The sequence below is a fragment of the Halorubrum sp. GN12_10-3_MGM genome, assembly GCF_005435235.1.
Classification (GTDB): domain Archaea; phylum Halobacteriota; class Halobacteria; order Halobacteriales; family Haloferacaceae; genus Halorubrum; species Halorubrum ezzemoulense.
In genome coordinates, this window is record NZ_SGUB01000001.1 from 173356 (window position 1) to 200124 (window position 26769).

Sequence of the window (26769 nt, forward strand, 5' to 3'; positions counted from 1 at the left end):
AAAACGTCCAAACCGACCGAGAAACGTGGTGAAATTCGTCGAACCCTCGTCGGGCTATATGTGGTCCCCCTTCCTACGGAGAGGTGTCCATGTCAACCCCCGCTCCCACGCAGATCGCCTCCGGCGAACGGCTCGCCGGGCTGATGACCGGCACCGTGAAAGCCGCCGCCTTCTGGGCGGCCATCGCCATCCCGGCCGCGTACCCCGCCCTCCTGTACGCGGGCCTCGACGGCGGCACCGGGCAGCTGTTCGTCGCCCTGCTGTTCGCGAACGCCCTCGCGCTCGCGCTCGGTCACGACCACAAGCGCTGAGACCGCCGCCGCCGACTCGACCGCTCGCCGACCGCCGAGGCGTCGCGTGGACACCGACGCTGCGCCCTCCCGCCCTCCTCCGGGCCGTTCTCCTATCTCCGGGCCCTCCTCCCGGCCGCCCCCGCGCGCTTTCAGGCCGCGCCGTTCCGCTCTCGAAGCGCTTACCCCCGTCCCGGGCCGACTGCGGGTATGAGCGACGAGACCCGCGTCGAGTGGCGCGACTGGGGCCCCGAGGCGTTCGCCGAGGCCGACGAGCGCGACCGCCCGGTGCTGCTCTCGCTGTCGGCCACCTGGTGCGAGGGCTGTCACGAGATGGACGCGATCACCTACGCGGAGCCGCGGATCGCTGCCAACGTCAACGAGGGGTTCGTCCCCCTCCGCGTCGACGTCGACCGCCACCCGCGGGTGCGCGAGCGCTACAACATGGGCGGGTTCCCGACGACCGCCTTCCTCACGCCCGAGGGGAGACTGCTGACCGGCGCGGGCTACCTCGACGTCGACGGGATGCGGCAGGTCCTCGAATCGGTCCGACAGATGTGGACCGACAAGGGCCGCGACGCGGGGCGCGTCCCCCGGGCGCTCGACGCCGACCTGCCGCCCCGCGGCGACGTGACCGACGGGATAGAGAGCCACCTCGCCGGGCAGCTAGAGGCGAAGTACGACGCCGAGAACGCCGGCTGGGGGACAGACGCGAAGTTCCCGCTCCCGCGGACCGTCGAGTTCGCGCTGAAGCGGGACCGGAACCGCGCGCTCCGGACGCTCGACGCGGTCCGCGACCACCTCACCGACGACGTCGACGGCGGATTCTTCCGCTACGCGGGGACGTCCGACTGGGGGGACGTCGCCTACGAGAAGCCGCTCGACACAAACGCCGCCGTGACCCGCGCGTTCGCGAACGCCTTCCTCTACACCGGTGACGAGGCGTACCTCGACCCAGCGCTCGACGCCGTGGACTTCCTCACCGACGACCTCTGGACCGGCTACGGCGTCGGCGGCAGCCTCGGTCCCGGGCTCGGCCGCGCCTACTACGCCGCCCCCGCCGAGGACCGCGCGGACCTCGACGACCCCCGCCGCGACCTGACCGTGTTCGCCGGCGGCAACGCGCTCGCCGCGGACGCGCTGCTCGCGGTGGCCGCCTACACCGACGACGAGGGGGCCCGCGAGTACGCCGACCGGATCCTCGACGGCCTCGAACGCGACCTGATCGACGCCGACAGCGGCGCGGTCACCCACTACCGCGGCAGCGACGAGGCCGGCGAGTCCGACCTGTTGGAGGACGCCGCCCGCGTGGTCGGGGCGTACGTCCGCGCTGCCGGCGTCCGCGGCGAGGGGGCCGACGTGGCCTGCGCGGTCGCGGACCGAGCGATCGACCGGCTCCACGTCGAGGGGTCGTTCGTCGACGGGCCGCGCTCGGGGGCGGGACTGCTCGACCGGTCGTTCCGCCCGCTCGACGCCAACGTCGAGATGGCGACGGCGCTCCTCGACCTCGCGGCGCTCACCGGCGAGGACCGCTACCGCGAGGTCGCCCGCGAGACGGCCGAGGCGTTCGCCGGCGCGACCGAGCGCCTGAGCGTTCAGGTCGCCGCGTACGGGAGCCTCGCCGCCCGGCTCCGGCGCGGCACGACCGTCATCGCGGTCGGGACCGAGCCCGGGAGCGACCTCCACCGCGCCGCGTGGCGGGTCGCCGACCACGAGAAGGTGATCGCACCGAACGCACACGAGGCCGACGCGCCCGCGCCGCGGACGGTGCCGGAAGGAACCGCGGTCGTCCTCGCGGGCGACGAGACCTCCGAGCCGGCGGAAACGCCCGACGAGTTGATGCGTCGCGTCGGCGACGTCCTAGCGTAAGTCGCGCCGATACGCCGGGCAAAAATCGCCGCGTCGCGCCGGTGGCGGCGAGGACGCCCGATCGGTCGGTCCGGATCGTAAACGGGCGACGCGTTTATACGGGTGCCGCGGCATCCCCGGGTATGGCATCTCTCCGCGACCTGGGGCTCTCAGAGTACGAGGCCCGGGCGTACCGCGCGCTCCTCCGGACCGGTCCGACGACGGCGAAGGACCTCTCTCGGGCCAGCGAGGTCCCGATGGGGCGGATATACGACGTGCTCAACAGCTTAGAGCAGCACAGCCTCGTCCGCAGTCAGGCCGCCAGCCGACCGAAGAAGTACGTCGCGGTCGAGCCCGACGCCGCGTTGGACCGCCTGCTCGACGAGAAGAAACAGGAGCTGCGGACGCAGGCCGAGCAGTACGAGTCGGTGGTCGACGACCTCTCCGCCGAGCTCGACGCCGGCGAGCCGGTCGACGGCCAGTTCTGGACCGCGGCGGTCGGGGCCGAGGAGGCGACGGACCTCCTCTTGGAGCGGATCGCCGCCGCGGAGCGCAGGGTGGTCGTGGTCGCGGGCGCGCCGGCGACTGGCTTCGACCTCGGCACGATCGGTGAGCGCGTCACCGCCGAGCTGGAGTCCGCGCTCGAACGCGGCGTGGAGATCCGGGTGCTGCTGTCGCCGGCGACGGTCGACGAGCTCCCGCGGAGCGTTGGCAGCCGGTACACCTCCGAACTCGCCGACATGGACGGGTTCGAGGTCCGGACGTCGCCGAACGTGGACGGGACGTTCAACGTGTTCGACGAGATCGAGGTGTGCATCGAGGTGCCACACCCCCTGTCGGCGGACGAGCCGTTCGCGATGATCGACGTCAAGGACATCGACTTCGCGACGAGCGTGAAAGAGCAGTTCGAGCCGCGGTGGGCGGAGGCGGAGCCGCTGACGTTCGGGTGAGCTGACACCGAGACGGGACGCGGCGCGCGGTGCGAGACGCTTACCGGCCGAGTTCGCCGCGCAGGTCGCCTAGTCTGACCTCGCGTTCGGCGTGGGCGTTGTGCTGGTGGATCGACTCGTCGTTCGACTGTTTCATGCGGATCACGGCGTCGTCCGAGAGGTGCGGGAACTCCTCGACGGTGCCCTCGGCGAGCGCGCGGACGCAGTCCTCGACGAACTTCGCGTCGGCGTGGGCCTCGTAGGTCATGTGGTCCTCGTCGGGCCGCTTCGCCATGTTGTAGATGCGCGCGCTCATCGAGTCCCGGGCGACGTCGATCACGTCGCGGAGGTCGACGTCGGGGTGGCCGTCGGTCGTGATCGTCAGGGTCGCGTGGCCGCGCTGGGAGTGGCCCGGCTGCGGGACGGCGTCCAAGAACTCCTCGGTCGTCTCCTCGTCGATGCCGAGTTCGGCGAGCTTGTCGCGGGCCCGCGACTCGCTCATCCCCTGCGAGCAGGGGCAGACGGTCATCCCCGTCACTTCGGCGCCGATCTCCTCGCGCGTGCCGTCCTCGGTCGCCTCGGCGCTGGCGACGATCGTCGCCGTACTCTGCGTCTCGATGTCGGAGGCGGGCGTGTTCTCGCGGGTGACGAGCTCCGCCGTCATCGACACCTCGGCGGTGGTGGTGTAGTCGTGTTTCTCGAGGAGTCGCTCGGCGGCGTCGCCGCAGACGTCCTCGACGCGGTACGCCTCCTCGCGGGTGATGTCTTCGAGGATCTCGTCGACCGTCGCGAGGTTCCGCGACATGTCGATCCCCTTGCGACCGCTCGGGAGGTCGACGAACACCTCGAACTCCGCCATGAGGACGATGGGCCGTTTGTCGCCGCGCGCCAGCTTCACGAGCTTCTCCACGCCGGTGACCCCGACCTGCGACAGCCCGACGGTGACATCGGGGGCCGAGGCCTGTACGTCCGGCAGCTGATGACTCATTACGAACATGATAGTGACTCTCGGGATTAGCCCTTTCGGAAGGGGGAGGTACGTCGGGTAGTCGCGCGCGTGCGTCCCGGCCGCGCACGACGCGAAACGTGAGGGGCACCGCCGATCCGCGCGTGTGAGACCTCCACGCCCCGCGGGCCGTAACGCACGATTTATAACGGCGGCAGCGGAAGGTGTTCCAAGACCATGCCGAGTTCCAATGGGCCGCAGAAGGCGACTCGCGACAAGCTCTCGAACAAGCCCCGCAACCGCGGCACCTCCCCGCCGCAGCGAGCGATCCAGGAGTTCGAGGAGGGGTCGCAGGTCCACCTCAAGATCGACCCGAGCGTCCCCAAGGGGCGCTTCCACCCGCGCTTCGACGGCCGGACGGGCACCGTCATCGGCAAGCAGGGGTCGGCGTTCAAAGTCGAGATTCCGGACGGCGGCAAGACGAAGACGCTCATCGTCACCGCCGCTCACATGCGGGCGCAGCAGAACTGAGATGACGATCTTCAAAGAGAATCCCGTTACTGCGCGTTAGTATTCAACGCCGCTGTTTTTCTCGGATCACCGCGCTCAGAGAGACGGGTGTGCCTATGATCTCGCTCTTATGTAGAACTACGGAAAGCCCCCATAACAAGGCAGTCAATGGTGATATCGACGGATGCGCCTGTGAGATTCAGCGATCTAATGATCCCGAATGTATGAGCGGCCTGTTCCAAGCCTTGCTTGGACAGGCCGCGGAACTTCCGCAGCCACGGTTGAACAAGCGAAAACAGGCATTCTGCCTGATTGATGTGGACTCCGTCAGGCGATACGTACCTCTCTTTGTGGACGACCGTTCGGTGATCCCGATCCATCTCGCGGTACGCTTGGAGTCCATCTGTCCAGACCTCTCCCAGCCGCTGGGAGAGGTCTTCAGCTTCCTGAATCACTGGCTCAAGATCGCCTTCGTAGTCGATCCCACGCTGTCCGCGAATCACACGAAGCGAGTCGCGGCACGCCGCGACGAGCGTCAGCTGGTCACCGTGACGCCCTCGCCAGCGTGATCGGCCAGTGCGCGACGAGCCGCCGCGAGAACGACTGTTTCGCGGCGGCTCTTGACCTTTGTAACCAGAACAGACTTTGCCAGATTCGTCGACCTGTGTCGGTCCATCGATGGTCTGGTTAAACAGTTCCCAGGTGAGGGGGAAGCCGCGCTGAACCGCGGCTTCCGCCTCCCGAATCGCCGTGTGAATGGTTTTGTAAGCACGACCGAGCAGCGGCGCAATCTGGTTGATGCTCAGCAGTGTATCTGCGTAGAGGGTGAAAGCGAGAAGCACCTCACCGCAGGAGAGGTGCTTCTCGTGAAATGGCGTTCCATGGGTGTATACTGGCTTAAATTCGCAATTACGACACCGAACTCGGTCGTGTTTTTCCCACGTCATAATGCTCTGGTGACCGCAGCGAGGACAGGATGTATTCTCCCAGAACTGCTTGAGCCGCCGCTCGATGCGGGCATCGAGCGGCTCGGTGTTGATCTCGATAACTCCGAGCTCGATTAGCTGCCGAAACATCCCGCCGAACGCTGACCCAGTGGAAGACATATCGCCAGATTAGAACTGTCTGAGTGTAATTATACGGGCTTTCCGCGTTTCTACATAAGAGCGTATGATCTTAACCAACGAGAACGGCGGTTGTCGGATGTTGTTGGTTAATAGTATCTCCCCGTCTTAGGCAAGGCTGGTGGAGGCCAGCCCGTGGGTGTTGTCGCTCACCCGACTATCACGCTCCGTCAGTCTCTGCGCTCGCCCCAAGTTAGTTTGCCATCGGTGGTGAGTTGTAGGCATGGCTGTCAATACAGCGGTGAACTTCCTCACGTTCGTCATCGAGGAGGTCGGGGCTTTCGCTTTCGGTGCCGCCGTTGTCGGGTGGGTGGCAAGGGATCTAATCAGCCAGCACTTCGACAAGGAGTTGAGCAAGTATCAGGCGGAGGTCGACAAAGAACTGAATCGGTATCAAACCGAATTGGAGAAGGACAAACTACAGTTCTCCGAGCTACATACCCAACGGGCGGAGATAACTGCGGAGCTATACGAGCGGTTCGTGGAGTTCGAGGAGGACATGCGGAGTCTCACAGACCTAATGGAACGATCAGATGAACCACCGAAAGACGAGAAACTGGAAATAGCAGCAGAGTCAGGGAATCAGTTCATCAACTTCTACATGAAGAACAAGATATACTTCCCCCCGCAAATCTGTGAGACAGTCGAGGAACTGAACGAGGAAATGAGAGACATATTTGTAACATTCAGGATTTATATGACGTACGACGGTTCGCCAGGCGACCCACACGACCTTGACCAATGGCATGAGTCTTGGAAAAGGGTAACAGAGGATGAAGTCCCTGAACTGAAATCCGAGCTGGAAGACCGCTTTCGAGATCTCTTGGGTGTCGAATTTGAACGGGATAACGACACTCTACGAAAGGTGGAAACGGAGCAAGAGTCCGAGACGGACACAGCGAAAGAATAGAACGGACTGCGGGTGCTTTACGCTAGCTCTGCCGTCAGCTCCACCGACTCTATCTCATGTGTCTCCACGTCGGCGCGGATCGTCGCACGGATCACTCCGTCCCGATCCCGCCCCTCGACGTGGAGCGGTTCCGCGAGATAGACGACGATCGTCTCCTCTATGATCTCGGGGCGGGTCGGCTCGGGATTGAACAGGAGTTGATCGAGGGCAATCTGTGGCGGAACTAAGCCGTGCGTGTTGGCAGTCACCACGTCGGCGTCGGCATCGAGGCAGCGGGCGTTGCCAGCCACGTCCCGAACGGCGGAGTCCGAAGGGATCGGAACGGTCGACATACTGCCAAAGTCGGGGGTGCGCTCCGTGTTCCACGTCCAACTGTGTGACTGACTCATAGTGAATCACCGTGATTCGCCGCGTAAGGCGCACATTTCGCTATCTCCGCTCGGAGCGGATGCGGAGCCGTCGCCGCCGTCTCCGTGATACTCTCGTCGCTGTTGCGTCCGTCGTTGGGCTTATCGCCCGTGGTTGCGTTGGTCGACATGGGTTCTGCTCTGACATCGAACCCACCCGCTCGCGGTCCCTACACCGCGGGCATCTTCTGCCTGGGGCGGGTTCGACGTATAGACTGTATCGCGGATACCACTTGAAACTATTGGATTTTGATACTTCTTTAAACAGACACCCAAACAGAGGCGTTTTAGGCGCTCTAACCCACCACCACGTTGATTACAGAGCAGACAGAGTATATCAACATGTAGGGAGGTGTTCCCCTTCGCGCCGTTTTGCCGTGGATATTCACGGGTTACAGGCACCCCTGCGGGCAGGGATACCGCTGTGCGTTCCGCACAGGATAGGTCGGCCCGCAGGACTCCCCACGGGGATTGTTGTGTGAGGGAAGAATCCCGATCACCCCGCCGACTCACTCACAGAATTTTACCAAATAGTGTCAAACATCTACCTACGTCAAATCGTTCACCCTCACGTCAGGTAGTCCCGAGCAAGTTGGTGGGCCGACAACTGTTAGTCGGATACGTTCATAGCCAGATCTGTGTCCTCAGTAAACGAAACCGAAACATTCTGATCAAAGTATGCCTCTTGATTTACTTGAAGCTGAGCCGATGACGTATCTTCTGGCACAGAAAATACGGTCAGCCCTGAGTATGACGCACCAGGGTTGAGAGAGACACTGGATAGGCTGTTACCAGAGCCGAACAGTCCCTGGTAATCATATACGACTCCATTAGATTCTAATCGTAGTAGCCGTGGTGTCAACTCTATCTGATTGTCGCCTGTGTTTGTGATTTCCATCCGTACAACGACAAACTTCTCTCCATCATTAGATCTATAAGTGGAAAGATCCTCCGCGTCCAAATCGACAGCAGACTGTGCTCGGGAGTTCCATCTGATTTCAAGTGATTGACTGGCGTCTGGTGGTGAAGCATCTTGAGCTGAGACACTAACATTCGAGACATCTGCTCCTGGGATGGAACCACCGCCGCCACCTGATAACGCGACAACAAGAAGAACGGCGACGGCAGCTATTATTGCGAACGTTCCGATTCCAATAGTAGCACCACGCGAAAAATTAATCCCTGCTCTACTAGCGATTAAGCGTCTAATCGGCGGGAGAATGAGCAGTCCTAGCACTAATGGCACTAAGCCAAGGAATGACTGAATCGTAAGCAGCAGAGAAACAAGAACCAGCGGTATGCCAACTACATAGCTAACAATTTTACCAAGTGTTATGTCCATATGACTACATTACTACTATACACATTATACTTTTGGGAGTGAACATTACGCACGTCGAGAGTCGAGGAGTTACAGGAACTGAAATATACGCTGGTCCCTGTAAATCAGACACAGCCTTTGTGTATCACAACAGCTCCCCGATCTATTCAGTAAATATAGTGATTATAGATAGTGGTTTAGCCATCATCCCATATCCCACAGAGATCGATGGCGACTGGAAGATTTCGCAGTTGGAGGAGAAAATTGGGCAGATTCTAACTAATGATGTAGGCCTGTTCTATGACAGGCTGAAAGAAGCAGGCATCGACGTTACGGACGATACAATTACGCCGCGTTGGCGCTATTTGCTGAGGGAATAAGTTCACCTCTGTTTGCCCGCTTCTCGGGTATGTTCTGTAATGGACTACGGCGGGCAACCACCCCGCCGTCCCGTACCGTCCCTCAACGGGGAGGATACGTACCCTTCGTAGGGTGACATGCGCACGCGCGCAAAACCCTGCCAAACGCTTATTGGTTGACTCGCTGTCCGTTTGTGTAATGGCTGACGGGTGGGACTCGTACCCACACGACTGGGATGAACGTCGCCGTGCGGTCTACCAGCGGGACGAATATCAATGTCAGAACTGTGGTCGACGTGGTGGCGCGGCAGGGAACGCCGAACTACACTGCCATCATATTGTGCCTAAAAGCAAGGGCGGATCACACGACACGAGCAATCTTGTGACGCTCTGTCGGGATTGTCACAACCAAGCCCACGATCACCACATCCCGAAGATGTCGAACGTGAGTAGTGGGAGTCGTGGACAGAACGCAGGGTTAGACGACTGGCAGTCCTCGACGCAGGCAAGTGAGAGCCTTCAGGCAGTTGCGGATGAACACTTTGAGTCCAATACAGAGAACCACAACGATTCAGATAGTGCCAATACATCCAGCAAAGAAGCGTCTGCGGGCGATAGTGGTCCTTCTCGTCGGATGCCTACTCGGACGTGGGTCGGCTCGTTCGGTTGGATTCTGTATGGGACTATGTTGTTTGGATTTGTGGTTCTCATTCTAAGTGGAAGCTCCGACGTGGGCTTAATCAGCCTCAGCTCATCGTTCTACCTCTTTGGTATCCCGATAATCCTTCTCTGGACGAGTCCGTATAGAAAGGAGACAATTAGTGTACTCCTGTTAGCGGTCCCTGTTTGTTTCGCACTTGGTATTGTTGGAGGGATAGTACCAGAGGGAAGTCTCATTAGATCTTGGACCGCTCTCATGGCAGTCGCATTTTCATACGCTCTGTCCCGCTGTGAGACTTCAGGCACCTCCTACTACGGAAAGATACGAGAACGGTATACCATGGACATGGAGACCAACGGACCAAACCACAACTAATCTGGTCGACCCTATGGGATAGACTCCGCCTCAAATTCTCGAAGGGTGTCCATCGCATCAGCAAGTTTCGTGTGATTCTGACTGCCGCCGAACGTGTGGCGGTTGTCTGAGGCAACATCGATGAACGCTGCTGTCTCGACCGCGGCGTCAGGTTCGGCCCCTTTGAGCGCGAGTTGCGGGAATTGCTTTGCGAGGTAAATCGCCCCACGGGATTGTACGTCGCCGTCGGTGAGTCGGTCTGCGCCCGTCTCGTCACGAAGGATGTCGTCAAACACACCCGTCCCGCTCGTCTTTGCTGACAGTCTCTCGGGGTTGGCGAGGAGTGGGTCAGGTTCGACACGAACGACGCCGTCCGTGAGTTCCACGTCGTCGGGGGCGTACTCGACGGGCTGACTTTCGACGGCGGCGGTGTCGTTGGCGGCGGACTGTTTGGTGGTTTCACCATCGAAGTCCCCACCGCCACGGGAGTCCCCGCCGTCATGCGGTTTCCCGTCATCCCCGTCGTCTTTGATCTCTATGTGTGACTCCACGGACCCGAAGGCTGCCGCGTTGAGGTATCTCGTCACCATCCGAGTGAAATCGGAACGTTCGACGGCGTCGAATCGGTCATAGTAATACAGGTAGCAATGGACGTGCGGCGTGGCCCAGTCATCGGTCCCTGCGAGGCTCCACACGTACGAGAGAAGGCCCTCTCCGACGTTTCTCGGAATTTCGTCGCGGGCTTCGGCCCATGAGTCCTTCGTATCTTGGACGAGCGTGTACGGCGTCACGAGCTTCTCACGGACATCTGTGGGCGACGGACGGAGACTTACGAGCACCGTCGTAATGTGGTCCGTACAAATCGGCCCGTTGGCGGTGTAGCCGTCGCCGTTTGTTGGATTCGGGCCGTTTGCTCGGAACGCCGCCGAGTCCGCCTTTGTCGTTTTCGAGTATTTCTGTGTCCCGCGCTGTACGTCGTCGCCGTCGCGGTCATCGGCAGCGACGTTCGCGCCCTCGGCTTTGCGATAGATACGACGAGCGCCTGCGAGGGTCACGGGGATGGGTGCGGGACAGTCAATCGATCCCCCGTCGCCGTCAAGGAAGTGACGCTCGTCGCAGTTGCCGCACCCACAGGCGACATACTTCGCAGGGAAGTCCTCGCTATACGGGGCTGACGGCGGCGCGACCAATGACTCGTCTCTGTGCTGCTTTGTGACTCGGTAATCACTCGGTGTCACGTCAGTCGGGCCTTTATATACCCCTGTCCCGCGGTCTGAGTTGGGATTGCTGGTGTGAGTGGGTGACTCCGTAGATTGGGAGTCATGAGAAGGGCGGAAGTGGGGTGTTGTCGACAGTGTATCGTCCCACGCACCACCCCCCTCTAACGGGACTGGCTCGAAGCAGTCTGTGTCGTAGGGGTGGACTGGCGTCGAATCCTCTCGCTGGATATAGAAACTCGGTGGTTGCCCTGGCTCTGTTCCATCGACTCCTTCCAGCACGTCTGCGAAAACCCCGTCTTTTTCCGCGTGACGGATGTCGTATTCCTTCTTCGCACGACCGACGGTACTTTTCGACACATCAATATCAAACGCCTCGCTAATTGCCTCGGCAGCGTCTCGAAGCGATAAGACGTGTTTCTGAAACGCACAACGAAGGACCGCGGGCTGACGGTAGGGATCGCGTCCGTCGTCAGGGTCGTAGCGATCTTGTAGATCGGCGGATAGTCCCGTCGACACTATTCGACCCCCCGTCCGCTGTCGTCGACATCCTTGATCTGTTCCGTCGCGTTACTGTCGTCGTTTTCGCTGGTGTCTGCCATCGTTGGATTGACAGACCCGACGGCGTCACTCGTCGCGGATCCGATTGACCCGAACCGTTTTTAGCGGAGAGAACGTAGAATGATACGGACACAGTCCCATCGTGTCTGTCTCACAGAGGCGTTAGTGCGCCTCGTTCCCCCACCTTATCGAGCGAAACTCGGACTGGTTAGTCTACTATGTAGTTCGTGGTGTGGATACAAAAATCTTGATTAGGTGTGTGAACGTAAGATAAACTTATATATCGGACAGCAAGGTTTCACGCTCGTTCGGTAGTTCTGCCGTGGGATTCAAATAGTGGACACACAAATCGTGTAATGCGAGAGATAGGACGTGATCCTTTGTTGGACAACCCGTCACACGGTTGCGCCGACAGGTCTTCAATGACAAAAGGACATACTCAGACCGTCACCACAGAACACGTCCGTACTCTCGCAGAGGCCGACAACCCCGCCGCCGACGTTGCCCGCTTCATCCTCGAAGTCGAGGGGGGCGGCGACGAACGGCAGGTGGTATCAGCCTCGGTCCGTGGCGAGACGGAAACGCCCGCCGACTGATACTCGTGCGGTGACGCACCCGTCGTTCCCGCGGGCCAAATCACTCGTCTCCCAGAAACTTCTCTACAAGCTCAGGGTTCTCTGCTGCGACTTCTGGATTCTCTTGGATATACGTGCGGACGGCGTCGACAGCGTCCTTTTCGGCGTCCGTGTCTGCTTCCATTGCGCCTTCGTGTACCGCGTCTTCTATCGCATTCTGTGCCGACTTCGCGTCGGGCGTGAACACGGTCCCGCACCGAACGCAGGCCTTCGCGTTGTCGGGTAGCGGCTCCCCGCAACTCGGACAGTATTCCTCGGGGGATAACGAGGACTCTCCCTCCTCGCGGATTCCCGCACCAATCTCGGCTTTGACGGCGTAGTCTTCCCCTGAAAGGTGGTTGTACGTCGTACTCATGACGTTGCTGTCGGGATCGTGGCCGATCAGAAATTTCACCGTTTCGTTGTCTTGGTTATATTCCCGTTTACAGATTGAGACGAAATTGTGTCTCATCATGTGGGGATGAAGTGGCTTGTCGATCCCCGTTTCCTCCTTTACTTTCTCCATCACCCGTGAGATAGTCCGATCCGAGACTGGCTCTGTGGGATCGACCCGCCCCCACTTCGGGCGTCCTGTAATGAGATACGCATCTTCGTTGTCGGGGTCGGGGTGGTACCGAAGCCACGCACGGATTGCCCCGACAGCGCCGAGAAGCGGGCGGGGCTGGTTCGGACGAGAAAAGTCTTTGAGTCCATCGGCGTCGGTATTCACGTAGTACCGCCCGTTCTCTGTGTCCAGATCGACATCCCCGATTCGGAGCGTTCGGAGAGCTGTGTTCCGAAGCCCCGTGTAGAGCAAGAGATAGACGACAGCCTCGTCCCGCGGATTATCAGGCGCTTCACGCACCTTATCGACCTCCTCTTGGGTTAGCATATCCGATGGGTCGACGCCCGTGCTCTGTTGTTCAAACACTTGTATCTCATCGTAATCTACCTCAAGATCGTCGTGGAAGCGATAGAAGATCCGCGCCGTATTTTGGTAGGCTCGGGCCGACCCTTTCGTTATCTCGTCTTTGTCGGCAAGCTCACCGCGGATCATCTTTCCCGCTACCTGATTGATCTCTTTTGCCGTCGTATCGGTGAGAGTGAGATACTTCGCCCAGATGGTCAAGTGGTACATCCAGTTGGCGAGCGTCGACGCCTCCCGATATGACGTAAGTCGTGAGGGAGCATCACTCCACGTCGGTTTCGGTACCTCGGGCCGATCCTCATCGAAGGCATATACCACATCCTCTATTGCCTCCTTATCCTCGGAAGCCACTTCCCCGCTCTCAACGGCTTCCGATAGATACTCCCGTTTGCGTTGATAGAAATCAGGATATGACTGTGGCATCAACCGATCACGTGGTATCACCCACGCACAGTAGCGTCAAAAAAGTTCTTGTGAATACCGACACCCTATGACAATATTCAAAGAGAAGCTCGACGAGGAGTACGTCACCACCTCCGAGGCGAAGGAGATCCTCGTGGAGATCGAAGACGAGCGCGCGGCCGACGAGGACCGCGATCTCCGCTACGAGCTTGCCCGCGCGATCGAACACGTCAACCGCTTCGCGGACCTCGACGCCGACGAGTCCCGCGAGCTCGTCGAGGAGCTGACCGACCTCGACCAGGTCGACGTGCCGACCGCCGTGAAAATCACCGACCTACTCCCGGAGGACCGCACGGAGCTCCGCTCGGTGTTCGCCCAAGAGCGCTACTCGCTCGACGGCGAGGAGCTCGACGAGATCCTCGACGTCGTCGCGAAGTACGCCTGACCGCGAGATTCTTCCGGCCCGGTGGGGGGTCCGTCGCCACGTTTTTTCAGATTTCCGCCCGTATGTCGAGCCGCATGTACCAGACCACCCTCGTTCCGACCGGCGAGGGCGTCGCCGCCCTCGACGCGGTCGACGACGCGATCGACGTCACGGCGGCCGACGGGACGGTACACGTCCTCGGCGTCGTCGAGGAGATCCCGATGTACGACCGGTCCGGCAAGCCGGAGAAGTTCGACGACGACGACCCCGAGCGCCGCGACGAGCTGGAAGCGGCGGTCGACCGGGTCGCGACGGCCGTCGCGGACGCCGGCATCGACAGCGAGACCGCGGTCGAGTCCGGCGTCCCGGCCCACGAGATCGCGGCGTACGCCGACGCCGTCGACGCGGACGCCGTCGTGATGGGCAAACGCGGCCTCGACGCGGCGGCCGGCGACCTGCTCGGGAGCACGACCGAGCGCGTCATCCGGAACGCCGACGCGACGGTCGTCTCCGTCCCGGTCTCCGAGTGAGCACGCGCGGCCGCCCCCGCCCCGCGTCGTCGGCCCCCGTGCGTCACCGGTTCCGGCCGGTCTCAACGGCGATCGTCCCGAAGAGCCGCTGATCGCGCTCCCGGACCGCGGCGCCGTCGTCGAGCGCGCGACGCGCGGCGGCGGTGCGCTCCGCGAGCCTGCCGAGCGGGTCGTCGCCCCGCGCGTCGAAGAGGCGACCGTTCACCGCCACGAACGCCCGGAGCGCGGCGTTCGCCGCTCCGTTCCCCTCCGGGACAAACGCCGCGACGACGACGGCGTCCGCGAGGTCGCACCAGCGGCTCACGACCCGGTACGGGTCGGCGAACAGCGACGTGACGAACGTCGCGAGGACGCCGTCGGCGGCCGCGACGGGCGGGCGCTCGGCGTCGCCCTCGACGAGCGAGACGTTCCCCCAGTCGTGCCGCTCGACGAGCCCGGCCGCGCGGTCGAGCATCCGCGGCGAGACGTCGACGCCGACGACGCGCCCGCTCGGCCCCACCGCGTCGCGGAGCGCGGGGAGGTTCACTCCCGGCCCGCAGCCGAACTCGACGACCGTGTCGCCGGGGGCGAGGTCGAGCGCGCGGACGCAGGCGGCCCGGACGCCGCCGACGGACGCCGTAGCTCGCGCGAACCAGTCGTAGACCCGCGCCCACGCGTCGTAGCCGCGGCGGATCCGACGCAGTCGACGCGGATCCGTTTCCGGATCGCCGGCCACCACGGAGTCGCCGTCACGGTCCCGGGTCACGAGTCGACGCCGACGGCCGCCGGCGGGGTCTTCGGCCACCACCGCGCCGGCCCGTCGCGCGCGACTGTCGAGCGACACCGCTCCGAGTCCGTACAGCCCCGCGGCCGCTGGTAGGCGATCCCCCGCTCGGCCAGGTACGACACGTACCCGTCGTCGACGCGGTCCAGCTTCTCGTGACAGACCCACCGGTCGCCGCACGTTCCGGCGGCGACGCTCCGGTACGGGCAGGTGAACGTCGTCTCCTCGATGCCCGCCTCGGACGCGGTCTCGTCGATCCGCACGCCGACGGAGCGGTACGCCAGCCGGAGTCGCCGGACGACCGCGCTCGGCGACGACGCGCCGAGGAACAGGACGTGCGCGAGCGCGTATCCGAAGTCGTGGAGCAGCCGCTCGCCGCGCGTCAGCGACGCTCGGTCCCCTTCCAGCCGCGTCCGGAGCGTGCCGTACCACTCCGCTATCTCGCGGACCTCGTCGCGCAGCGCCGCCGCCTCCGCGAGCGCCTCTCGCCGCTCCGTCAGGGGCGTCGGCCCGTCGGAGAGGCGGAACGACGGCACCGCCTCGACGTGTTCGAGCACGCGCTCGCGGAGGCAGTCGCCGTCCGCGTGCGCCGCGGCTCGGCGGCGGAGCTCGGGGTACCAGTCCCGCGTCAGCGCGCCGTACGCGCCGTCGAGGAGCTCGTCGACCCGTGCCGCGTCCTCCGCTCCGCTCGCTCCGCCGCGATCCGTTCCGCCCGCCCCGGCGGTCCCCCCCGGGAACGTCTCGACGAGTCGCATCACCGCCGTCGGCTCCGGTTCTGCCATGGTATCACGTGTCACTCGACGCTATTGAATCCGCCCGGCGGCGGCCGCCGTCGCCGCGGCCCCGGCAGCGGTTTTTTCACCGCTCGGAGCGTTAAACGATACATGGACAACGCCGACGGCGACGGGACGCCGGAGGACGACCGAACGGGCGGCGACGCCGCTGCGGACGCCGGGGAGACGCCGGACGAAGACGCCGCCGGCGACGGCCGGGACGGACCGACCGCCGTCCTCCTCGACGTGCTGCCGAACGGGCGTCCCGACGACGACCGCCCGCAGTCCCGCAAGTCGCCGGTGGCGTACGGGCTCGGCGACGACTCGTTCGCGCTGTACGAGCTGATGCTCGCCGCTGACGCGGACGTCTCCGTCGGCGACCGGCTCGGGCTGGACGGGCCCAACGTCGGCCGCTACCGAGAGGTCTCCTTCGACGGCCTCACCCGGAACGCGGCCGCGGAGATCGAGTACGCGGCCGAGGCGATCGTCGAGGCCGACGAGGAGCGGTTCGTCGACTTCTACAACGAGGCGGGCCCGATCACCCTCCGGCTCCACCAGCTGAATCTGCTGCCGGGGATCGGCAAGAAGCTGCGGAACGACCTGCTCGACGAGCGGAAGCGCGGGCCGTTCGAGAGCTTCGCCGACGTCGAGGAGCGCATCTCCGGGCTCCACCGTCCCCGAGAGGTGATCCTCGAACGGATCGTCGAGGAGATCCGCGAGGACGACCTGAAGTACCGGACGTTCGTCGGCCGCGAGGAGTGAGCGACGGGCGGCCCGTGCCCCCCGCGACCGTGGGCACGACCGGGAGTCGCCGCGATCCGCCGCCGCGACGCCCCCGAAACGAGACTTTTACCCGAACACCGCGTGTATCCCGGCCATGACCGACTCACCGACGGGTGAAGCCGCCGGCTACGGGAGCCGCGATCCCGACGCGCTCGCGCGGCGGGCCGGCGCGCGGGCGGACCCCGACCGCGACCAGCACTTCCTCGTCGACGACCGGGTCCTCGACCGGATCCCCGGCTACCTCCCGGCCGACGCCGACGGGAGTCACCTCCTCGAGATCGGCGGCGGCGCGGGCGCGCTCACGGACCGCCTGCTGGCGGCGGCGACGGCCGACGGGACCGCGGACTCCGGCCGCGTCACCGTGATCGAGCGCGACGGGGCGTTCGCCGACTTCCTCCGCGAGGAGTTCGCCGCCGCCGTCGCCGACGGCCTCCTCGACGTGGTCGAGGGCGACGCGCTCGACGTCGACCTCCCGCCGTTCTCGGCCTGCGTCGCCAACCTCCCGTACGGCGTCTCCTCGGAGATCGCCTTCCGCCTGCTCCCCGAGAAGAAGCCGCTCGTGTTGATGTTCCAGGCGGAGTTCGCCGACCGGATGGTGGCGTCGGCGGGCGAGTCCGAGTACGGCCGCCTCTCGGTGTCGGCGCAGCACTACGCCGACGTAGAGATCGTCGAGCGCGTCCCGAAGGAGGCGTTCGACCCGCAGCCGGCCGTCGAGAGCGCCGTCGTGCGCTGTGCGCCGCGGGACCCCGACTACGTCGTCGGCGACGAGGCGTTCTTCCTCCGGTTCGTGAAGGCGCTGTTCACCCAGCGGCGCAAGACGGTGCGGAACGCGGTGCGGAACACGGCGCACATCTCCGGGCTCGACGAGCCGGAGGCCGTCGTCGACGCGGCCGACGAGGAGCTGTTGCGCAGTCGCCCGGGGAAGCTGGACCCGGCGGCGTTCGCCGCGCTGGCGGAGCTGGCCCGCGAGCGCGGCTCGCCCACGGGGGCGTGACATGGCCGGGTGGATCGGCCTCGTGGCGGCGGTTCAGCGCGCGCTCACGGGCAACGCGGAGCGGTTCGCCGCCTCCGCGGGTATCGTCGCCGCCGTGCTGATCGTCCGGTACCTCACGCGACGGCTGCGCCACGGCGACCGAGACCTCTCCTCCACCCAGCGGCTCCTGCTGTCGGCGGGGGTCGGCGTCGCCACCGCCGCGGGGGCGATCACGCTGATCGCGGTGTGGGACCGGAGCGGCGCGCTCTTCGAGACGGCGCAGTCGGCGCTCAGCGCCGATCAGGTGTCGAACGTCGTCCTCAGCGTGATCCTCCTGGCTATCGCGTACGCGCTCACCGACTTCCTCGGGGGCGTCATCCGCGAGATCGGTGCGGAGAGCGCGTCGATCTCGCAACACCAGCAGGAGGTGATCCTGCGAATCACGCAGCTGACCGTCTACACGTCGGCGGTCCTCGCGGTGGTGGGGCTGTTCACCGACAACGTCGGCAGCCTCCTCGTCGGCGCGGGGTTCCTCGGCATCGTGGTCGGCATGGCGGCCCGCCAGACGCTCGGGGCGATACTGGCCGGGTTCGTGCTGATGTTCTCCCGGCCGTTCGAGGTCGGCGACTGGGTCGAGATCGGCGACCACGAGGGGACCGTCACCGAGATATCGATCATGAGCACACGGCTCCGGTCGTTCGACGGCGAGGTGATCACGATGCCGAACGACGAGGTCCGGTCGGGGTCGATCGTCGACCGATCGCGGCGGAACCGGCTCCGGGTGGAGGTCGAGGTCGGCGTCGACTACGACACCGACGTCGAGCGCGCGGTCGCGGTCGTCGAGGAGGCGGTCGCGGGCGTCGAGGACGTCGCCGAGATGCCCGAGCCGAACGCCGTGACGAAGCGCTTCGACGACTCCGCGGTCGTCCTCGGCCTGCGCTACTGGATCCGCAACCCGAGCATGCGGAAGCGCTGGCGGACCCGGACCGCCGCGATGAACGCGATGAAGGGCGCGCTCGAGGACGAGGGGATCGTCATCCCGTTCCCGCAGCAGACGCTCTCCGCTCGCGCCGAGGGCGCCTCCGGGCCGCAGTTGGACGCGGCGGTCGAGGGCCGGGCGGCGACGCGGCCCGGCTCCGCCGACCCGAACGGCGCCGATGTCGACGCCGACGACGCCGGCGAAGCGACCGACGGCGACGCCGGGGAGGCCGACCGATGACCGACGACGCGAGCGAGGGCGACCTCGCGGCGCGCCGGGGTCTCGACGACGCCGTCGTCTACCAGCCGGCCGAGGACTCCGGCCTGCTCGCGGAGGCGGCGGTCGCGGAGGCGCGCGGCCGCGTGCTGGAGGTCGGAACGGGGTCGGGCTGGGTCGCCGCGCGGGTGGCGAGCGAGCGCGACCTCGACGTGGTCGGCAGCGACCTCAATCCGCACGCCGCGCGACAGGCGCGCGACCGCGGCGTCGGGGCCGTCGTCGCCGACCTGCTCTCGCCGTTCCGCGCGGACGCGTTCGACACGGTGTGTTTCAACCCGCCGTACCTCCCGACCGACCCCGAAAACGAGTGGAGCGACTGGATGGAACACGCGCTCTCGGGCGGCGAGTCCGGCCGGGAACTCATCGAACCGTTCCTCGCCGACGTGGGGCGCGTCCTCGCGCCGGGCGGGGTCGTCCTCCTGCTCGTCTCCTCGCTCACCGGGTACGAGGAGGTGCTCGCACTCATCGAGGAGGCCGGGTTCGACCACGAGGTCGTCGTCGAGGAGTCGTTCCCCTTCGAGACGCTCACGGTACTGGCGTTGCGTCGGGCGTAGCGGGGTCGCTCGGCAACTGATTACTACAAAACATAACGCGCATTAGCAAATATTATACGACGGTATATCCAACGATCGGTGATGACCGAACGTGTCGCGGCGACGCCGGGGCTGTATCCGCTCCCGGACCGGGCGAAAGAGACGCTCTCGGACCTGAAGGGCCACCAGAAGGGGGACCTCCTGAGCGGCGACGAGAGCGAGGCGATCGTGGCGGCGTACGACGAGGTGCGCGCCGAGTACGTCGACGACCAGCTGGACGCCGGCCTCGACCTGATCTCCGAGGGGCAGGGCCGCTGGGACGACATGATCGCGCACCCGCTGACCGTCAGCGACGCCGTCGAGACCGGCGGCATCGTCCGGTACTACGACAACAACAACTTCTACCGGGACCCGCGGGTCGTCGACGACCTCGACTTCTCGGGCGACGTGGCGGGCGAACTGGAGAAGGCGACCGACCTGCTCGCCGACGCCGACGGGGTCGACGACGCGTCGCTCGCGGCGACGCTTCCCGGGCCGTACTCGCTCGCCGACCTCGCGACCGACGAACACCGCGGCGACGAGGCCGATTTCCAGGCCGCCATCGCCGAGTTCCTCGCGGGCGAGGTCGAGGCGTTCCCCGACCACGAGACGCTGTTCCTCCTCGAACCGTCGCTCGTCACGAACCCGCCCGCCGAGGGCGAGGAGGCGGGCGCGACGGACGCCATCTCAACGGTCGCCGACGCGACCGACGCCGACGTGGTCGTCCAGACGTTCTACGGCGCGCTCGGCGAGAAGCTGTACGCGCACCTCGTCGACGAGGCGGGCGCGGACGCGCTCGGGCTTGACCTCGTCGCCGGCGACCGGGACGACACCGTCTACAACGTCCAGGAGTTCGGCTCGACCGACTCGCTGTCGCTCGGGCTCGTCGACGGGCAGAACACGCTGGTCGAGGAGCCGGAGACGATCGCGGAGCGCGTCGAGTGGTTCGAGTCGCAGATCCCGCTGGAGGGGTTCGACCGGACGTACCTCACGCCGAACACCGAGCTGTTCTACCTGCCGACGAACAAGTACCGCGCGAAGCTGAACGCCCTCGCCGACGCCGCGGAGGTGCTCGATTAATGGTCCGAAACCCGTCCGCCAACCGCGACCAGTTCCGTCCGGACGACCACCCGAACGACGCGTTCCTGCTCACGACCGTCGTCGGCTCGTACCCGAAGCCGAAGTGGCTCAACCGCGCCGACGAGCTCGTCGACGACCCCGACTCGAAGTTCGACGAGTCCGACCTCGAAGAGGCGCACGACGACGCCTGTCGGCTCATCACGCACGAACACGAGCGCGCCGGGCTCGACACGGTCGTCGACGGCGAGATGCGCCGCAACGAGATGGTGGAGTTCTTCGCCGACCGCATCGACGGCTACGAGTTCAACGGGCCGGTGAAGGTGTGGGGCCACAACTACTTTGACAAGCCGAGCGTGGTCGAGGAGGTTGCGTACGACGAGCCGTGGCTCGTCGACGAGTTCGAGTTCACCTCGAACGTCGCAGAGCGCCCGGTGAAGGTCCCGATCACGGGGCCGTACACGCTCGGCTTCTGGGCGTTCAACGAGGCGTACCCCTCCACCGAGGAACTCGTGTACGACCTCGCGGACCTCGTCAACGAGGAGGTTGAGAAGCTGGTCGAGGCGGGCGCGCGCTACATCCAGATCGACGAGCCCGCGCTGGCGACGACGCCGGAGGACCACGCCATCGTCGGCGAGGCGCTCGAACGCATCGTCTCGGGCATCGACGAGGACGTCCGGATCGGCCTCCACGTCTGCTACGGCGACTACTCGCGGATCTACCCCGAGATCAACGACTACCCGATCGACGAGTTCGACGTGGAGCTGTGTAACGGCGACTTCGAGCAGATCCCGACGTTCACCGACCCCGAGTTCGAGCCCGACCTCGCGCTCGGCGTCGTCGACGCCCACACCGCCGAGGTCGAGCCGGTCGAGGAGATCAAAGCGAACATCCGGCAGGGCCTCCGCGTCGTCCCGCCGGAGAAGCTCACGATCTCGCCCGACTGCGGGCTGAAGCTCCTCCCGCGCGACATCGCGTACGGCAAGACGGAGAACATGGTGACCGCGGTCCGCGAGGTCGAAGCGGAGATCGACGCCGGCGACATCGACCTCGACAACCCGCTCGCGGACGACTGATCCGCCGACGCTATTTATAAGAAGTCGCCGCACCCACCGTCCGGCATGGACATCGGGGTGACGGTCGGCGACGACCTCGACCGCCTCGCGGCGTCGCCGGCGCGGTTCGACTTCTGCGAACTCGGCGTCGGCGAGCCGACGCTCGTGCCGGACGAGGTCGACCCCGGCCGCCTGACGGACGCGCTCGGCGGCCGCGACCTGCTCGTCCACCTGCCGTACAGCCAGCGACTGGCCAGCTACGTCCCCGAGGTGAACGACGCCATCGTCGACTACCAGCGCCGGCTCCTGACCGCGGCCGGCGACCTCGGCGCGGAGAAGGCGGTCCTCCACGCCACCTCCGCCGACCGCGACGACGTGGCGTTCCGCGAGACCGCGGCCGACCAGCTCCGGCGCGTCGCCGACGTCGGCCGCGAGGCGGGCGTCGAGGTCGTCGTCGAGAACGTCGGCCACCAGCACGCGGGGCTCCAGCTCTCGGTCCTCGGCGACCTCGCCCGCGAGACCGACACGCCGATCTGCTTCGACGTGGGCCACGCGTACATGGAGGGCGGCAACAAGGCGATCAGGCGGTTCCTCCGCAGCCACGGCGACCGGATCTCGCACCTCCACTGTCACGACGTGCGCCGCCGCGGCGACACCCACCTCCCGGTCGGGGCCGGCGAGGTCGACTACGACCTCGTCGCGTCCGAGCTCGACGACTTCGGCGGGACGGTCGCGCTGGAGGTGTTCACCGACGATGCGGCGCTGCTCCTCGACTCGGCCGAGCGCGTCGCCGACCGCCTCGGCGCGTCCTTTTGACTCCGCGGCTCAGTTCGCTCCGCCGGCCGCGTCCTCGTCGTCCGCTCCGGGCGCGTCGTCGCTCGCGTCGGCCGCATCGCCGCTCGTCTCGGCCGCGTCGCCGTCGACCTGCTGTTTGATCGACTCCAGCTCGGACTCCACGTCGACCTCCGGCGGCTCGTCGGCGGCGTCACCGCTCGCATCGCCCTCACCGGGCGCCTCGTCGCCCGCGTCGTCGCTCTCGCCGGGTTCGGTCACGTCGATCCGGACGGGGTTCGCGCCGTCGCCTCGGTCGGACCGCTCCTCGGCGTCCCCTCGGCTCCGCGCGTTGCGGTCGCCGTCGGGGTCGCCGCCCAGCCGCCGGTCGCGCGCCGCGTCCGCCTCGCGGCGCCCCTCGTCGATGCGGGACTCGATCTCCGCGGTGAGGTCGCGCGCGTCGGCGATGATCGAGCGCGAGGCGGCGTCCTCGGGGAGGTCGGCCTCCGAGAGCGCGGTCCGGAGCTCCGAGAGGGAGCGCGAGAGCCCGGCAGTCGCGCCGTCGCGCACGTCCGCGAGGCGGTCGCCCGCCCCCTCTGCGCCCTCGGCGACGCTCCGCCCCGGGTCCGCGAGCCGGAGCGTCCCCCGGAGCAGTTCGAGCGACTTGATCGTCGTCTCCAGCAGCGCGATGACCGTCGGGATGGTGTACTGCTCGGTGAACCGCACTAGCTCCGAGAGCCGCGGCGGCCGCGGGGGACCCCGGCGGTCGCGCTCGCTCTCCCGGAGGTCGGCCCGGAGCTCGCCCAGCACGTCCTCGAGCTCGTCGAGCCGCTCCTCGAGGTCGTCGTCGCGTCGGTCGCGGGAACTCATGCCACCTGCTACGGCGCGCGCGGATAAAAAGCCCGGCAGCGGTCGCGCCCGGCCCAGACCGGCCGCACCGCCGCCGGTCAGAAGGCCTCGCGCAGGAACGTCGGCCGCGGCGGGAAGAGTGCGCCGAGGTCGGCGGCGAGCCCCTCGCCGAAAGCGCCGTCGCCGACGTCCAGCGCGCCGTGCGCCCGGAGGTCGTCGACGCCGCGGTACCCGGCGTACAGCTGCGAGAGCGGGCCGATTCCCGCCGCTACGTCGGCGTCGTCCGGGCTTCCGGGGTCTCCGCCGGCGTCGACCCGCTCGGCGTCGACCTCGCCGCCGGCGACTGTCACCCGGATCGGTCGGTCGTGCCAGCCGACGAGCGGGTCGTCGACCGCGAGCGTGAACTCGGCGTCGAGATCCGGGTCGGGGGCCAGCTCTCGCAGCGCCGCAGGGACATCGACGAGCCGGAACATCGGTCCGGCGCGAACCTCCTCGGTCACCGCCCGCGGGTCGTCGACGCGGTCGAGGAGGCTCACGTCCGCGGGGAGGCGGAGCCGGACGCGCTCGACCTGCGAGTCGTGGTCCCGACAGAAGCGGAACACCTCGTCCCACGCGGACGGGTCGGCGACGGCGGCGTCGGAGACGACCATCGCCTTCCCGTCGCCGTCGTCGCGCTCGGTGAACGTGTACGACAGCAGCGCGCGGAGGTCGTCGTCCCGTCCGAGGCCGTAGACGAAGGGATCGGTCTGCCACCCGCGGAGGGTGTTCTCGCGCCACCACGCCGCCGTCCGCGCCATCGTGAAGTCGTACCGGTCCGCGGTCGCGGCGAGGAGGTCTGCCGCCGCCTCGTAGTCGCCCTCGTCGAGCCGCCGGAATTTCCCCGTTTCGTCACCTCCGTCAGTCGCGTCGGCCGCGAACGCCAACTGTTCTGGCGGCGTCTTCACCCACCGATATCGACTCACCGTCCCCCACCCGTACCGGCGGTAGAAGGGGTGTTCGAACGGCCACAGCACGGAGTACCGAATCTCGTCTTCCCGGTACTCCGTCAGCGACTCGCGGAGGAGCCGCTCGATGTGGCCCTGGCGCCGGTGTTCCGGCGGGGAGGCGACCGCGGAGAGGCCGGCGGCGTCGCGGTCGCGCCCGCGGATCCGGAGCGTGAAGTCGTGGTGGCCGCACACCGCGACCGCCTCCTCGCCGTCGAACAGCCCCCGGTACTCGGCGAGGTGCTCGCGGTCGTCGTCGTCGGCCTCGGGGTCGTACGGCCCCTGCTCGGGAGAGAAGGCGTACCGCATGAACGCGCTGAACTCGTCCTCGCGCTTCTCCGGGAAGGGCCGGTAGTCGAGGTCGCCCATACGCCGTCGGCACCCGGGAGCCTGATAAGTGTTCCCGGCGCCTGCGTGTGGTTCTCACGCCACCGCCGCCCGCGGCCGGTCGCGCGGCCGGCTTAGTCGAACCGGCCGCGGCGGTACTGGACCGGCCACTCGACGTCCGCGCCGAGTTCGTGGGCGGCCTCTAGCGGCCAGTGCGGATGGCGGAGCAGCTCGCGGCCCAACGCCACGAGGTCGGCCCGCTCGTTCCGCACGAGGGCGTCGGCGTGGGTCGGCTCCGTGATCCCGCCGACCGCGGCGACGGGCACGTCGGTCCCCTCGCGGATCGCCTCGGCGTACGGCACCTGGTATCCCGGCCCCGCGCTCGGGAGCTCCTGGTCCGGGTGGATGCCGCCGCCGGAGACGTCTATCAGGTCGGCGCCGGCGTCGGCGAGGAGGGGGGCCAGCCGCACCGAGTCGTCCACGTCCCACGACTCGCGGTCGGGGAGCCAGTCGGTCGCGGAGATGCGGACGAAGACGGGTTTCCCGTCCGGCCAGACGTCGCGGACGGCCGCGACGACCTCGCGCAGGAGTCGCGTGCGGTCCTCGAAGCTTCCACCGTACTCGTCGTCGCGGTCGTTGGTGACGGGCGAGAGGAACTGGTGGAGGAGGTAGCCGTGGGCCGCGTGGACCTCCGCGACCTCGAACCCGGCGTCGCGCGAGCGTTCCGCGGCGGCCGCGAACGCGTCGATCACCTCGTCGATCCCCGCCTCGTCCAGCCGGCGGGTGTCGGCGAGTCCGTCCTCGCCGACCTCCGCGTGGGGGTAGGGCTCGCCGGTCGCGGAGACGGTCTCCCACCCGTCCGCCTCGTCCCCCGGAATGGGGTCGCCCCCCTCGGCCGGCGGCCGGTGTGAGGCCTTCCGACCGGCGTGTGCCAGTTGGATCCCCGGCGCCGCACCCTGCGACCGGACGAACTCGACGATCGGTTCGATCGCCTCGGCGTGCTCGTCGGACCAGATCCCGAGGCAGTCCGGCGTGATCCGTCCGCGGGCCTCGACCGCGGTCGCCTCCGTCATCACGACCCCGGCGCCCCCGGCGGCGCGGGCGCCGAGGTGGACCCGGTGCCAGTCGGTGGCCAGGCCGTCGTCGGCGGAGTACTGACACATCGGCGACAGCATGATGCGGTTCCGGAACTCGGTGTCGCGAAGCGAAAGCGGCGTGAACAGCGTGTCGGTCACGGATCGGCGCACGACCGCCGCGACGTAAGGCCCTCCGATCCCCCGCCCGGATCGCCGCCGCTGGTTTAGGCCGACCGAAATCTATATGCCCGCCGCTCCCTGAGCGGGGTGTAATGACAACGGGAGACCGGATCGAGCCGGACGCCGAGCCGGCGACCGAGGAGCGACCGACGGTCGCCGCGACCCGCTGCTCGGAGGAGCGGACCGTCTTCGCCGAACAGGGCAACACCGACGCGTGGATCGCGACCGACCTCACCGTCGATCTCGAACGGTAACGCGTCCTCAACGGCGCTCGACCGGCGCGGCGTCTCCTCCCGCCCAGCCCGTCGAGTTCACTCTTCCGAGCGGAGCGTCTCTCCGGTCGAACCGGCGGTCCGCGGCGTCGCAGCCGTTCCCGTGCCCCCTTCTTCCCTGCGCTGCGCGTCGGCGAGCGCGCGGATCCGGTCGAGGATCGCGTCGTATCGCCCGCGGTCGGATCCCTTCTCGAAGTAGGCGTCCGCGCCGGCGCCGAACGCCGCCGCCTCGCACTCCTCGCTCGGACACGTGCTGTGGAACACGACCGGGAGCGCCGGGTCGACCTCGCGCAACCGTTCGGTGAGGTCGACGCCGTGCCCGTCCGGGAGCCGCTGTTCGGTCACGACGCAGTCGACCGCGACCCGCTCGCCGCCGACCTCGATGCCGGTCTCGATGGCGTCGACCCCGTCGGCGAGGCGCTTCACGGACCGGACGTGGACGCGGTCCGTGATCCGCTCGGCGAACGTCTCGAAGAGCTCCGCGGAGCGGGCGTCGGGCTCGATCTGGAGGACGGCGATCGGCGCTTCGCGGTTCTCCTCGCTGACGGTCGTTTCGACTCGGTCGGTGGCCGCGGTCGTGTCCGCGTGTGTTTCGGACGGCGGTGTCTGGTCGGTCATGGGTTGTGGCGCTGGCGACGACTCGTCGAAGAATAACTTACTACGACGGTTGTAATCCTTCTACCAACAGTAGCCGCGGGAACGGTATAATAATTCCGCGATCACCG

Annotated in this window: 30 protein-coding genes; 18 read left to right on the forward strand and 12 right to left on the reverse strand. The window is 66.2% G+C overall.

The features are described 5' to 3' along the window. Nucleotides 1-89 precede the first annotated feature (89 nt). From EXE47_RS00920 to EXE47_RS00930, 3 genes are all read left to right on the forward strand, one after another. The gene (locus EXE47_RS00920; protein ID WP_049930415.1) at nt 90-311 is read left to right on the forward strand and encodes a hypothetical protein; all 222 of its coding nucleotides are present in this window, start codon (nt 90-92) and stop codon (nt 309-311) included. Between the two features lie 189 nt (nt 312-500). After that, nucleotides 501-2159, forward strand: a complete 1659-nt coding sequence (locus tag EXE47_RS00925; RefSeq protein ID WP_089308304.1) for a DUF255 domain-containing protein — start codon at nt 501-503, stop codon at nt 2157-2159. 122 nt (nt 2160-2281) lie between these two features. Then, on the forward strand, nt 2282-3088 hold the full coding sequence (locus EXE47_RS00930; protein ID WP_049930418.1) for a TrmB family transcriptional regulator: 807 nt from the start codon (nt 2282-2284) through the stop codon (nt 3086-3088). A 40-nt stretch (nt 3089-3128) separates the two neighbouring features. Here EXE47_RS00930 and mptA read toward each other — a convergent pair whose 3' ends face one another. Next, complete coding sequence (mptA, locus tag EXE47_RS00935; protein ID WP_049930419.1) at nt 3129-4055, reverse strand: GTP cyclohydrolase MptA; 927 nt, start codon at nt 4053-4055, stop codon at nt 3129-3131. 195 nt (nt 4056-4250) lie between these two features. Here mptA and EXE47_RS00940 point away from each other — a divergent pair, with 195 nt between their 5' ends. Then, nucleotides 4251-4544 (forward strand): 50S ribosomal protein L21e, encoded by a 294-nt coding sequence (locus tag EXE47_RS00940; RefSeq protein WP_049930420.1) that lies wholly within the window; start codon nt 4251-4253, stop codon nt 4542-4544. Nucleotides 4545-4651: 107 nt separating this feature from the next. On the opposite strand, the gene EXE47_RS00945 is transcribed toward EXE47_RS00940, so the two are convergent. Further along, a complete protein-coding gene (locus EXE47_RS00945) occupies nt 4652-5629 on the reverse strand; it encodes an IS1595 family transposase (RefSeq protein ID WP_137703498.1) in 978 nt (325 codons plus the stop codon). Between the two features lie 241 nt (nt 5630-5870). Here EXE47_RS00945 and EXE47_RS00950 point away from each other — a divergent pair, with 241 nt between their 5' ends. Beyond that, the gene (locus EXE47_RS00950) at nt 5871-6557 is read left to right on the forward strand and encodes a hypothetical protein (RefSeq protein ID WP_137703497.1); all 687 of its coding nucleotides are present in this window, start codon (nt 5871-5873) and stop codon (nt 6555-6557) included. A 17-nt stretch (nt 6558-6574) separates the two neighbouring features. Here the strand turns inward: EXE47_RS00950 and EXE47_RS00955 are convergent, their stop codons facing one another. Continuing rightward, nucleotides 6575-6946, reverse strand: a complete 372-nt coding sequence (locus EXE47_RS00955) for a hypothetical protein (RefSeq protein WP_137707955.1) — start codon at nt 6944-6946, stop codon at nt 6575-6577. 628 nt (nt 6947-7574) lie between these two features. Beyond that, complete coding sequence (locus EXE47_RS00960) at nt 7575-8306, reverse strand: DUF4352 domain-containing protein (protein WP_137703495.1); 732 nt, start codon at nt 8304-8306, stop codon at nt 7575-7577. A 38-nt stretch (nt 8307-8344) separates the two neighbouring features. Between EXE47_RS00960 and EXE47_RS00965 the strand changes: the two genes are divergently transcribed. Then, nucleotides 8345-8665 (forward strand): hypothetical protein, encoded by a 321-nt coding sequence (locus tag EXE47_RS00965; RefSeq protein ID WP_137703494.1) that lies wholly within the window; start codon nt 8345-8347, stop codon nt 8663-8665. 178 nt (nt 8666-8843) lie between these two features. Then, nucleotides 8844-9680 (forward strand): HNH endonuclease, encoded by an 837-nt coding sequence (locus EXE47_RS00970; protein ID WP_137703493.1) that lies wholly within the window; start codon nt 8844-8846, stop codon nt 9678-9680. Between the two features lie 11 nt (nt 9681-9691). Here EXE47_RS00970 and EXE47_RS00975 read toward each other — a convergent pair whose 3' ends face one another. After that, nucleotides 9692-11395 carry a hypothetical protein gene (locus EXE47_RS00975; protein ID WP_137703492.1) on the reverse strand — a complete coding sequence of 568 codons (1704 nt, stop codon included), beginning with the start codon at nt 11393-11395 and terminating at the stop codon, nt 9692-9694. A gap of 464 nt (nt 11396-11859) precedes the next feature. On the opposite strand from EXE47_RS00975, the gene EXE47_RS18360 reads away from it, so the two are divergent. Further along, entirely contained in the window at nt 11860-12033 is a 174-nt protein-coding gene (locus EXE47_RS18360) for a hypothetical protein (protein WP_158293583.1), read from the forward strand. 40 nt (nt 12034-12073) lie between these two features. On the opposite strand, the gene EXE47_RS00980 is transcribed toward EXE47_RS18360, so the two are convergent. After that, nucleotides 12074-13402, reverse strand: coding sequence for a tyrosine-type recombinase/integrase (locus EXE47_RS00980; protein WP_241988198.1), 1329 nt, complete (start codon nt 13400-13402; stop codon nt 12074-12076). Nucleotides 13403-13469: 67 nt separating this feature from the next. Here EXE47_RS00980 and EXE47_RS00985 point away from each other — a divergent pair, with 67 nt between their 5' ends. Both EXE47_RS00985 and EXE47_RS00990 read left to right on the forward strand, forming a co-directional pair. Next, complete coding sequence (locus tag EXE47_RS00985; RefSeq protein ID WP_049930421.1) at nt 13470-13826, forward strand: RNA polymerase Rpb4 family protein; 357 nt, start codon at nt 13470-13472, stop codon at nt 13824-13826. A gap of 74 nt (nt 13827-13900) precedes the next feature. Next, the gene (locus tag EXE47_RS00990; protein ID WP_049930422.1) at nt 13901-14335 is read left to right on the forward strand and encodes a universal stress protein; all 435 of its coding nucleotides are present in this window, start codon (nt 13901-13903) and stop codon (nt 14333-14335) included. A 43-nt stretch (nt 14336-14378) separates the two neighbouring features. On the opposite strand, the gene EXE47_RS00995 is transcribed toward EXE47_RS00990, so the two are convergent. Both EXE47_RS00995 and EXE47_RS01000 read right to left on the reverse strand, forming a co-directional pair. Next, entirely contained in the window at nt 14379-15119 is a 741-nt protein-coding gene (locus EXE47_RS00995; RefSeq protein ID WP_049930684.1) for a class I SAM-dependent methyltransferase, read from the reverse strand. Continuing rightward, nucleotides 15077-15880: a hypothetical protein gene (locus EXE47_RS01000; RefSeq protein ID WP_089308303.1), complete on the reverse strand. Its 804-nt coding sequence runs from the start codon at nt 15878-15880 to the stop codon at nt 15077-15079. The genes EXE47_RS00995 and EXE47_RS01000 overlap by 43 nt, the downstream gene beginning before the upstream one ends. 102 nt (nt 15881-15982) lie before the next feature. Here EXE47_RS01000 and EXE47_RS01005 point away from each other — a divergent pair, with 102 nt between their 5' ends. The 7 genes from EXE47_RS01005 to EXE47_RS01035 all read left to right on the forward strand — a co-directional run bounded on the left by EXE47_RS01005 (nt 15983) and on the right by EXE47_RS01035 (nt 22402). Then, nucleotides 15983-16633, forward strand: coding sequence for a DUF655 domain-containing protein (locus EXE47_RS01005; RefSeq protein WP_049930425.1), 651 nt, complete (start codon nt 15983-15985; stop codon nt 16631-16633). A gap of 115 nt (nt 16634-16748) precedes the next feature. Next, nucleotides 16749-17648 carry a 16S ribosomal RNA methyltransferase A gene (locus tag EXE47_RS01010; protein ID WP_086220330.1) on the forward strand — a complete coding sequence of 300 codons (900 nt, stop codon included), beginning with the start codon at nt 16749-16751 and terminating at the stop codon, nt 17646-17648. A gap of 1 nt (nt 17649) precedes the next feature. Further along, nucleotides 17650-18846, forward strand: a complete 1197-nt coding sequence (locus tag EXE47_RS01015) for a mechanosensitive ion channel family protein (RefSeq protein WP_137703491.1) — start codon at nt 17650-17652, stop codon at nt 18844-18846. Continuing rightward, nucleotides 18843-19436 (forward strand): HemK2/MTQ2 family protein methyltransferase, encoded by a 594-nt coding sequence (locus EXE47_RS01020; RefSeq protein WP_049930429.1) that lies wholly within the window; start codon nt 18843-18845, stop codon nt 19434-19436. Before EXE47_RS01015 ends, EXE47_RS01020 begins: the two co-directional genes overlap by 4 nt. Nucleotides 19437-19517: 81 nt before the next feature. Continuing rightward, on the forward strand, nt 19518-20534 hold the full coding sequence (locus tag EXE47_RS01025; RefSeq protein ID WP_089308301.1) for a 5-methyltetrahydropteroyltriglutamate--homocysteine methyltransferase: 1017 nt from the start codon (nt 19518-19520) through the stop codon (nt 20532-20534). After that, on the forward strand, nt 20534-21607 hold the full coding sequence (locus EXE47_RS01030) for a methionine synthase (RefSeq protein ID WP_086215646.1): 1074 nt from the start codon (nt 20534-20536) through the stop codon (nt 21605-21607). The genes EXE47_RS01025 and EXE47_RS01030 overlap by 1 nt, the downstream gene beginning before the upstream one ends. 45 nt (nt 21608-21652) lie before the next feature. Beyond that, the gene (locus tag EXE47_RS01035) at nt 21653-22402 is read left to right on the forward strand and encodes a sugar phosphate isomerase/epimerase (protein ID WP_089308300.1); all 750 of its coding nucleotides are present in this window, start codon (nt 21653-21655) and stop codon (nt 22400-22402) included. 9 nt (nt 22403-22411) lie between these two features. Here EXE47_RS01035 and EXE47_RS01040 read toward each other — a convergent pair whose 3' ends face one another. From EXE47_RS01040 to EXE47_RS01050, 3 genes are all read right to left on the reverse strand, one after another. Further along, the gene (locus tag EXE47_RS01040) at nt 22412-23227 is read right to left on the reverse strand and encodes a hypothetical protein (RefSeq protein ID WP_089308299.1); all 816 of its coding nucleotides are present in this window, start codon (nt 23225-23227) and stop codon (nt 22412-22414) included. 77 nt (nt 23228-23304) lie between these two features. Next, nucleotides 23305-24558 carry an enhanced intracellular survival protein Eis gene (gene eis, locus EXE47_RS01045; protein WP_089308298.1) on the reverse strand — a complete coding sequence of 418 codons (1254 nt, stop codon included), beginning with the start codon at nt 24556-24558 and terminating at the stop codon, nt 23305-23307. 92 nt (nt 24559-24650) lie between these two features. Beyond that, nucleotides 24651-25751 carry an NADH:flavin oxidoreductase/NADH oxidase gene (locus tag EXE47_RS01050; protein ID WP_049930439.1) on the reverse strand — a complete coding sequence of 367 codons (1101 nt, stop codon included), beginning with the start codon at nt 25749-25751 and terminating at the stop codon, nt 24651-24653. 113 nt (nt 25752-25864) lie between these two features. Between EXE47_RS01050 and EXE47_RS18600 the strand changes: the two genes are divergently transcribed. Further along, entirely contained in the window at nt 25865-26026 is a 162-nt protein-coding gene (locus tag EXE47_RS18600) for a hypothetical protein (RefSeq protein ID WP_167373079.1), read from the forward strand. A gap of 57 nt (nt 26027-26083) precedes the next feature. On the opposite strand, the gene EXE47_RS01055 is transcribed toward EXE47_RS18600, so the two are convergent. Beyond that, entirely contained in the window at nt 26084-26662 is a 579-nt protein-coding gene (locus EXE47_RS01055) for a response regulator (RefSeq protein WP_086219550.1), read from the reverse strand. Between the last annotated feature and the right edge of the window lie 107 nt (nt 26663-26769).

Coding starts and splice junctions, on each gene's coding strand:
- EXE47_RS00920 (WP_049930415.1), top strand. CDS start 90: ATGTCAACCCCCGCTCCCACGCAGATCGCCTCCGGCGAACGGCTCGCC.
- EXE47_RS00925 (WP_089308304.1), top strand. CDS start 501: ATGAGCGACGAGACCCGCGTCGAGTGGCGCGACTGGGGCCCCGAGGCG.
- EXE47_RS00930 (WP_049930418.1), top strand. CDS start 2,282: ATGGCATCTCTCCGCGACCTGGGGCTCTCAGAGTACGAGGCCCGGGCG.
- mptA (WP_049930419.1), bottom strand. CDS start 4,055: ATGAGTCATCAGCTGCCGGACGTACAGGCCTCGGCCCCCGATGTCACC.
- EXE47_RS00940 (WP_049930420.1), top strand. CDS start 4,251: ATGCCGAGTTCCAATGGGCCGCAGAAGGCGACTCGCGACAAGCTCTCG.
- EXE47_RS00945 (WP_137703498.1), bottom strand. CDS start 5,629: ATGTCTTCCACTGGGTCAGCGTTCGGCGGGATGTTTCGGCAGCTAATC.
- EXE47_RS00950 (WP_137703497.1), top strand. CDS start 5,871: ATGGCTGTCAATACAGCGGTGAACTTCCTCACGTTCGTCATCGAGGAG.
- EXE47_RS00955 (WP_137707955.1), bottom strand. CDS start 6,946: ATGAGTCAGTCACACAGTTGGACGTGGAACACGGAGCGCACCCCCGAC.
- EXE47_RS00960 (WP_137703495.1), bottom strand. CDS start 8,306: ATGGACATAACACTTGGTAAAATTGTTAGCTATGTAGTTGGCATACCG.
- EXE47_RS00970 (WP_137703493.1), top strand. CDS start 8,844: ATGGCTGACGGGTGGGACTCGTACCCACACGACTGGGATGAACGTCGC.
- EXE47_RS18360 (WP_158293583.1), top strand. CDS start 11,860: ATGACAAAAGGACATACTCAGACCGTCACCACAGAACACGTCCGTACT.
- EXE47_RS00980 (WP_241988198.1), bottom strand. CDS start 13,402: ATGCCACAGTCATATCCTGATTTCTATCAACGCAAACGGGAGTATCTA.
- EXE47_RS00985 (WP_049930421.1), top strand. CDS start 13,470: ATGACAATATTCAAAGAGAAGCTCGACGAGGAGTACGTCACCACCTCC.
- EXE47_RS00990 (WP_049930422.1), top strand. CDS start 13,901: ATGTACCAGACCACCCTCGTTCCGACCGGCGAGGGCGTCGCCGCCCTC.
- EXE47_RS01000 (WP_089308303.1), bottom strand. CDS start 15,880: ATGGCAGAACCGGAGCCGACGGCGGTGATGCGACTCGTCGAGACGTTC.
- EXE47_RS01005 (WP_049930425.1), top strand. CDS start 15,983: ATGGACAACGCCGACGGCGACGGGACGCCGGAGGACGACCGAACGGGC.
- EXE47_RS01010 (WP_086220330.1), top strand. CDS start 16,749: ATGACCGACTCACCGACGGGTGAAGCCGCCGGCTACGGGAGCCGCGAT.
- EXE47_RS01015 (WP_137703491.1), top strand. CDS start 17,650: ATGGCCGGGTGGATCGGCCTCGTGGCGGCGGTTCAGCGCGCGCTCACG.
- EXE47_RS01020 (WP_049930429.1), top strand. CDS start 18,843: ATGACCGACGACGCGAGCGAGGGCGACCTCGCGGCGCGCCGGGGTCTC.
- EXE47_RS01025 (WP_089308301.1), top strand. CDS start 19,518: ATGACCGAACGTGTCGCGGCGACGCCGGGGCTGTATCCGCTCCCGGAC.
- EXE47_RS01030 (WP_086215646.1), top strand. CDS start 20,534: ATGGTCCGAAACCCGTCCGCCAACCGCGACCAGTTCCGTCCGGACGAC.
- EXE47_RS01035 (WP_089308300.1), top strand. CDS start 21,653: ATGGACATCGGGGTGACGGTCGGCGACGACCTCGACCGCCTCGCGGCG.
- EXE47_RS01040 (WP_089308299.1), bottom strand. CDS start 23,227: ATGAGTTCCCGCGACCGACGCGACGACGACCTCGAGGAGCGGCTCGAC.
- eis (WP_089308298.1), bottom strand. CDS start 24,558: ATGGGCGACCTCGACTACCGGCCCTTCCCGGAGAAGCGCGAGGACGAG.
- EXE47_RS18600 (WP_167373079.1), top strand. CDS start 25,865: ATGACAACGGGAGACCGGATCGAGCCGGACGCCGAGCCGGCGACCGAG.
- EXE47_RS01055 (WP_086219550.1), bottom strand. CDS start 26,662: ATGACCGACCAGACACCGCCGTCCGAAACACACGCGGACACGACCGCG.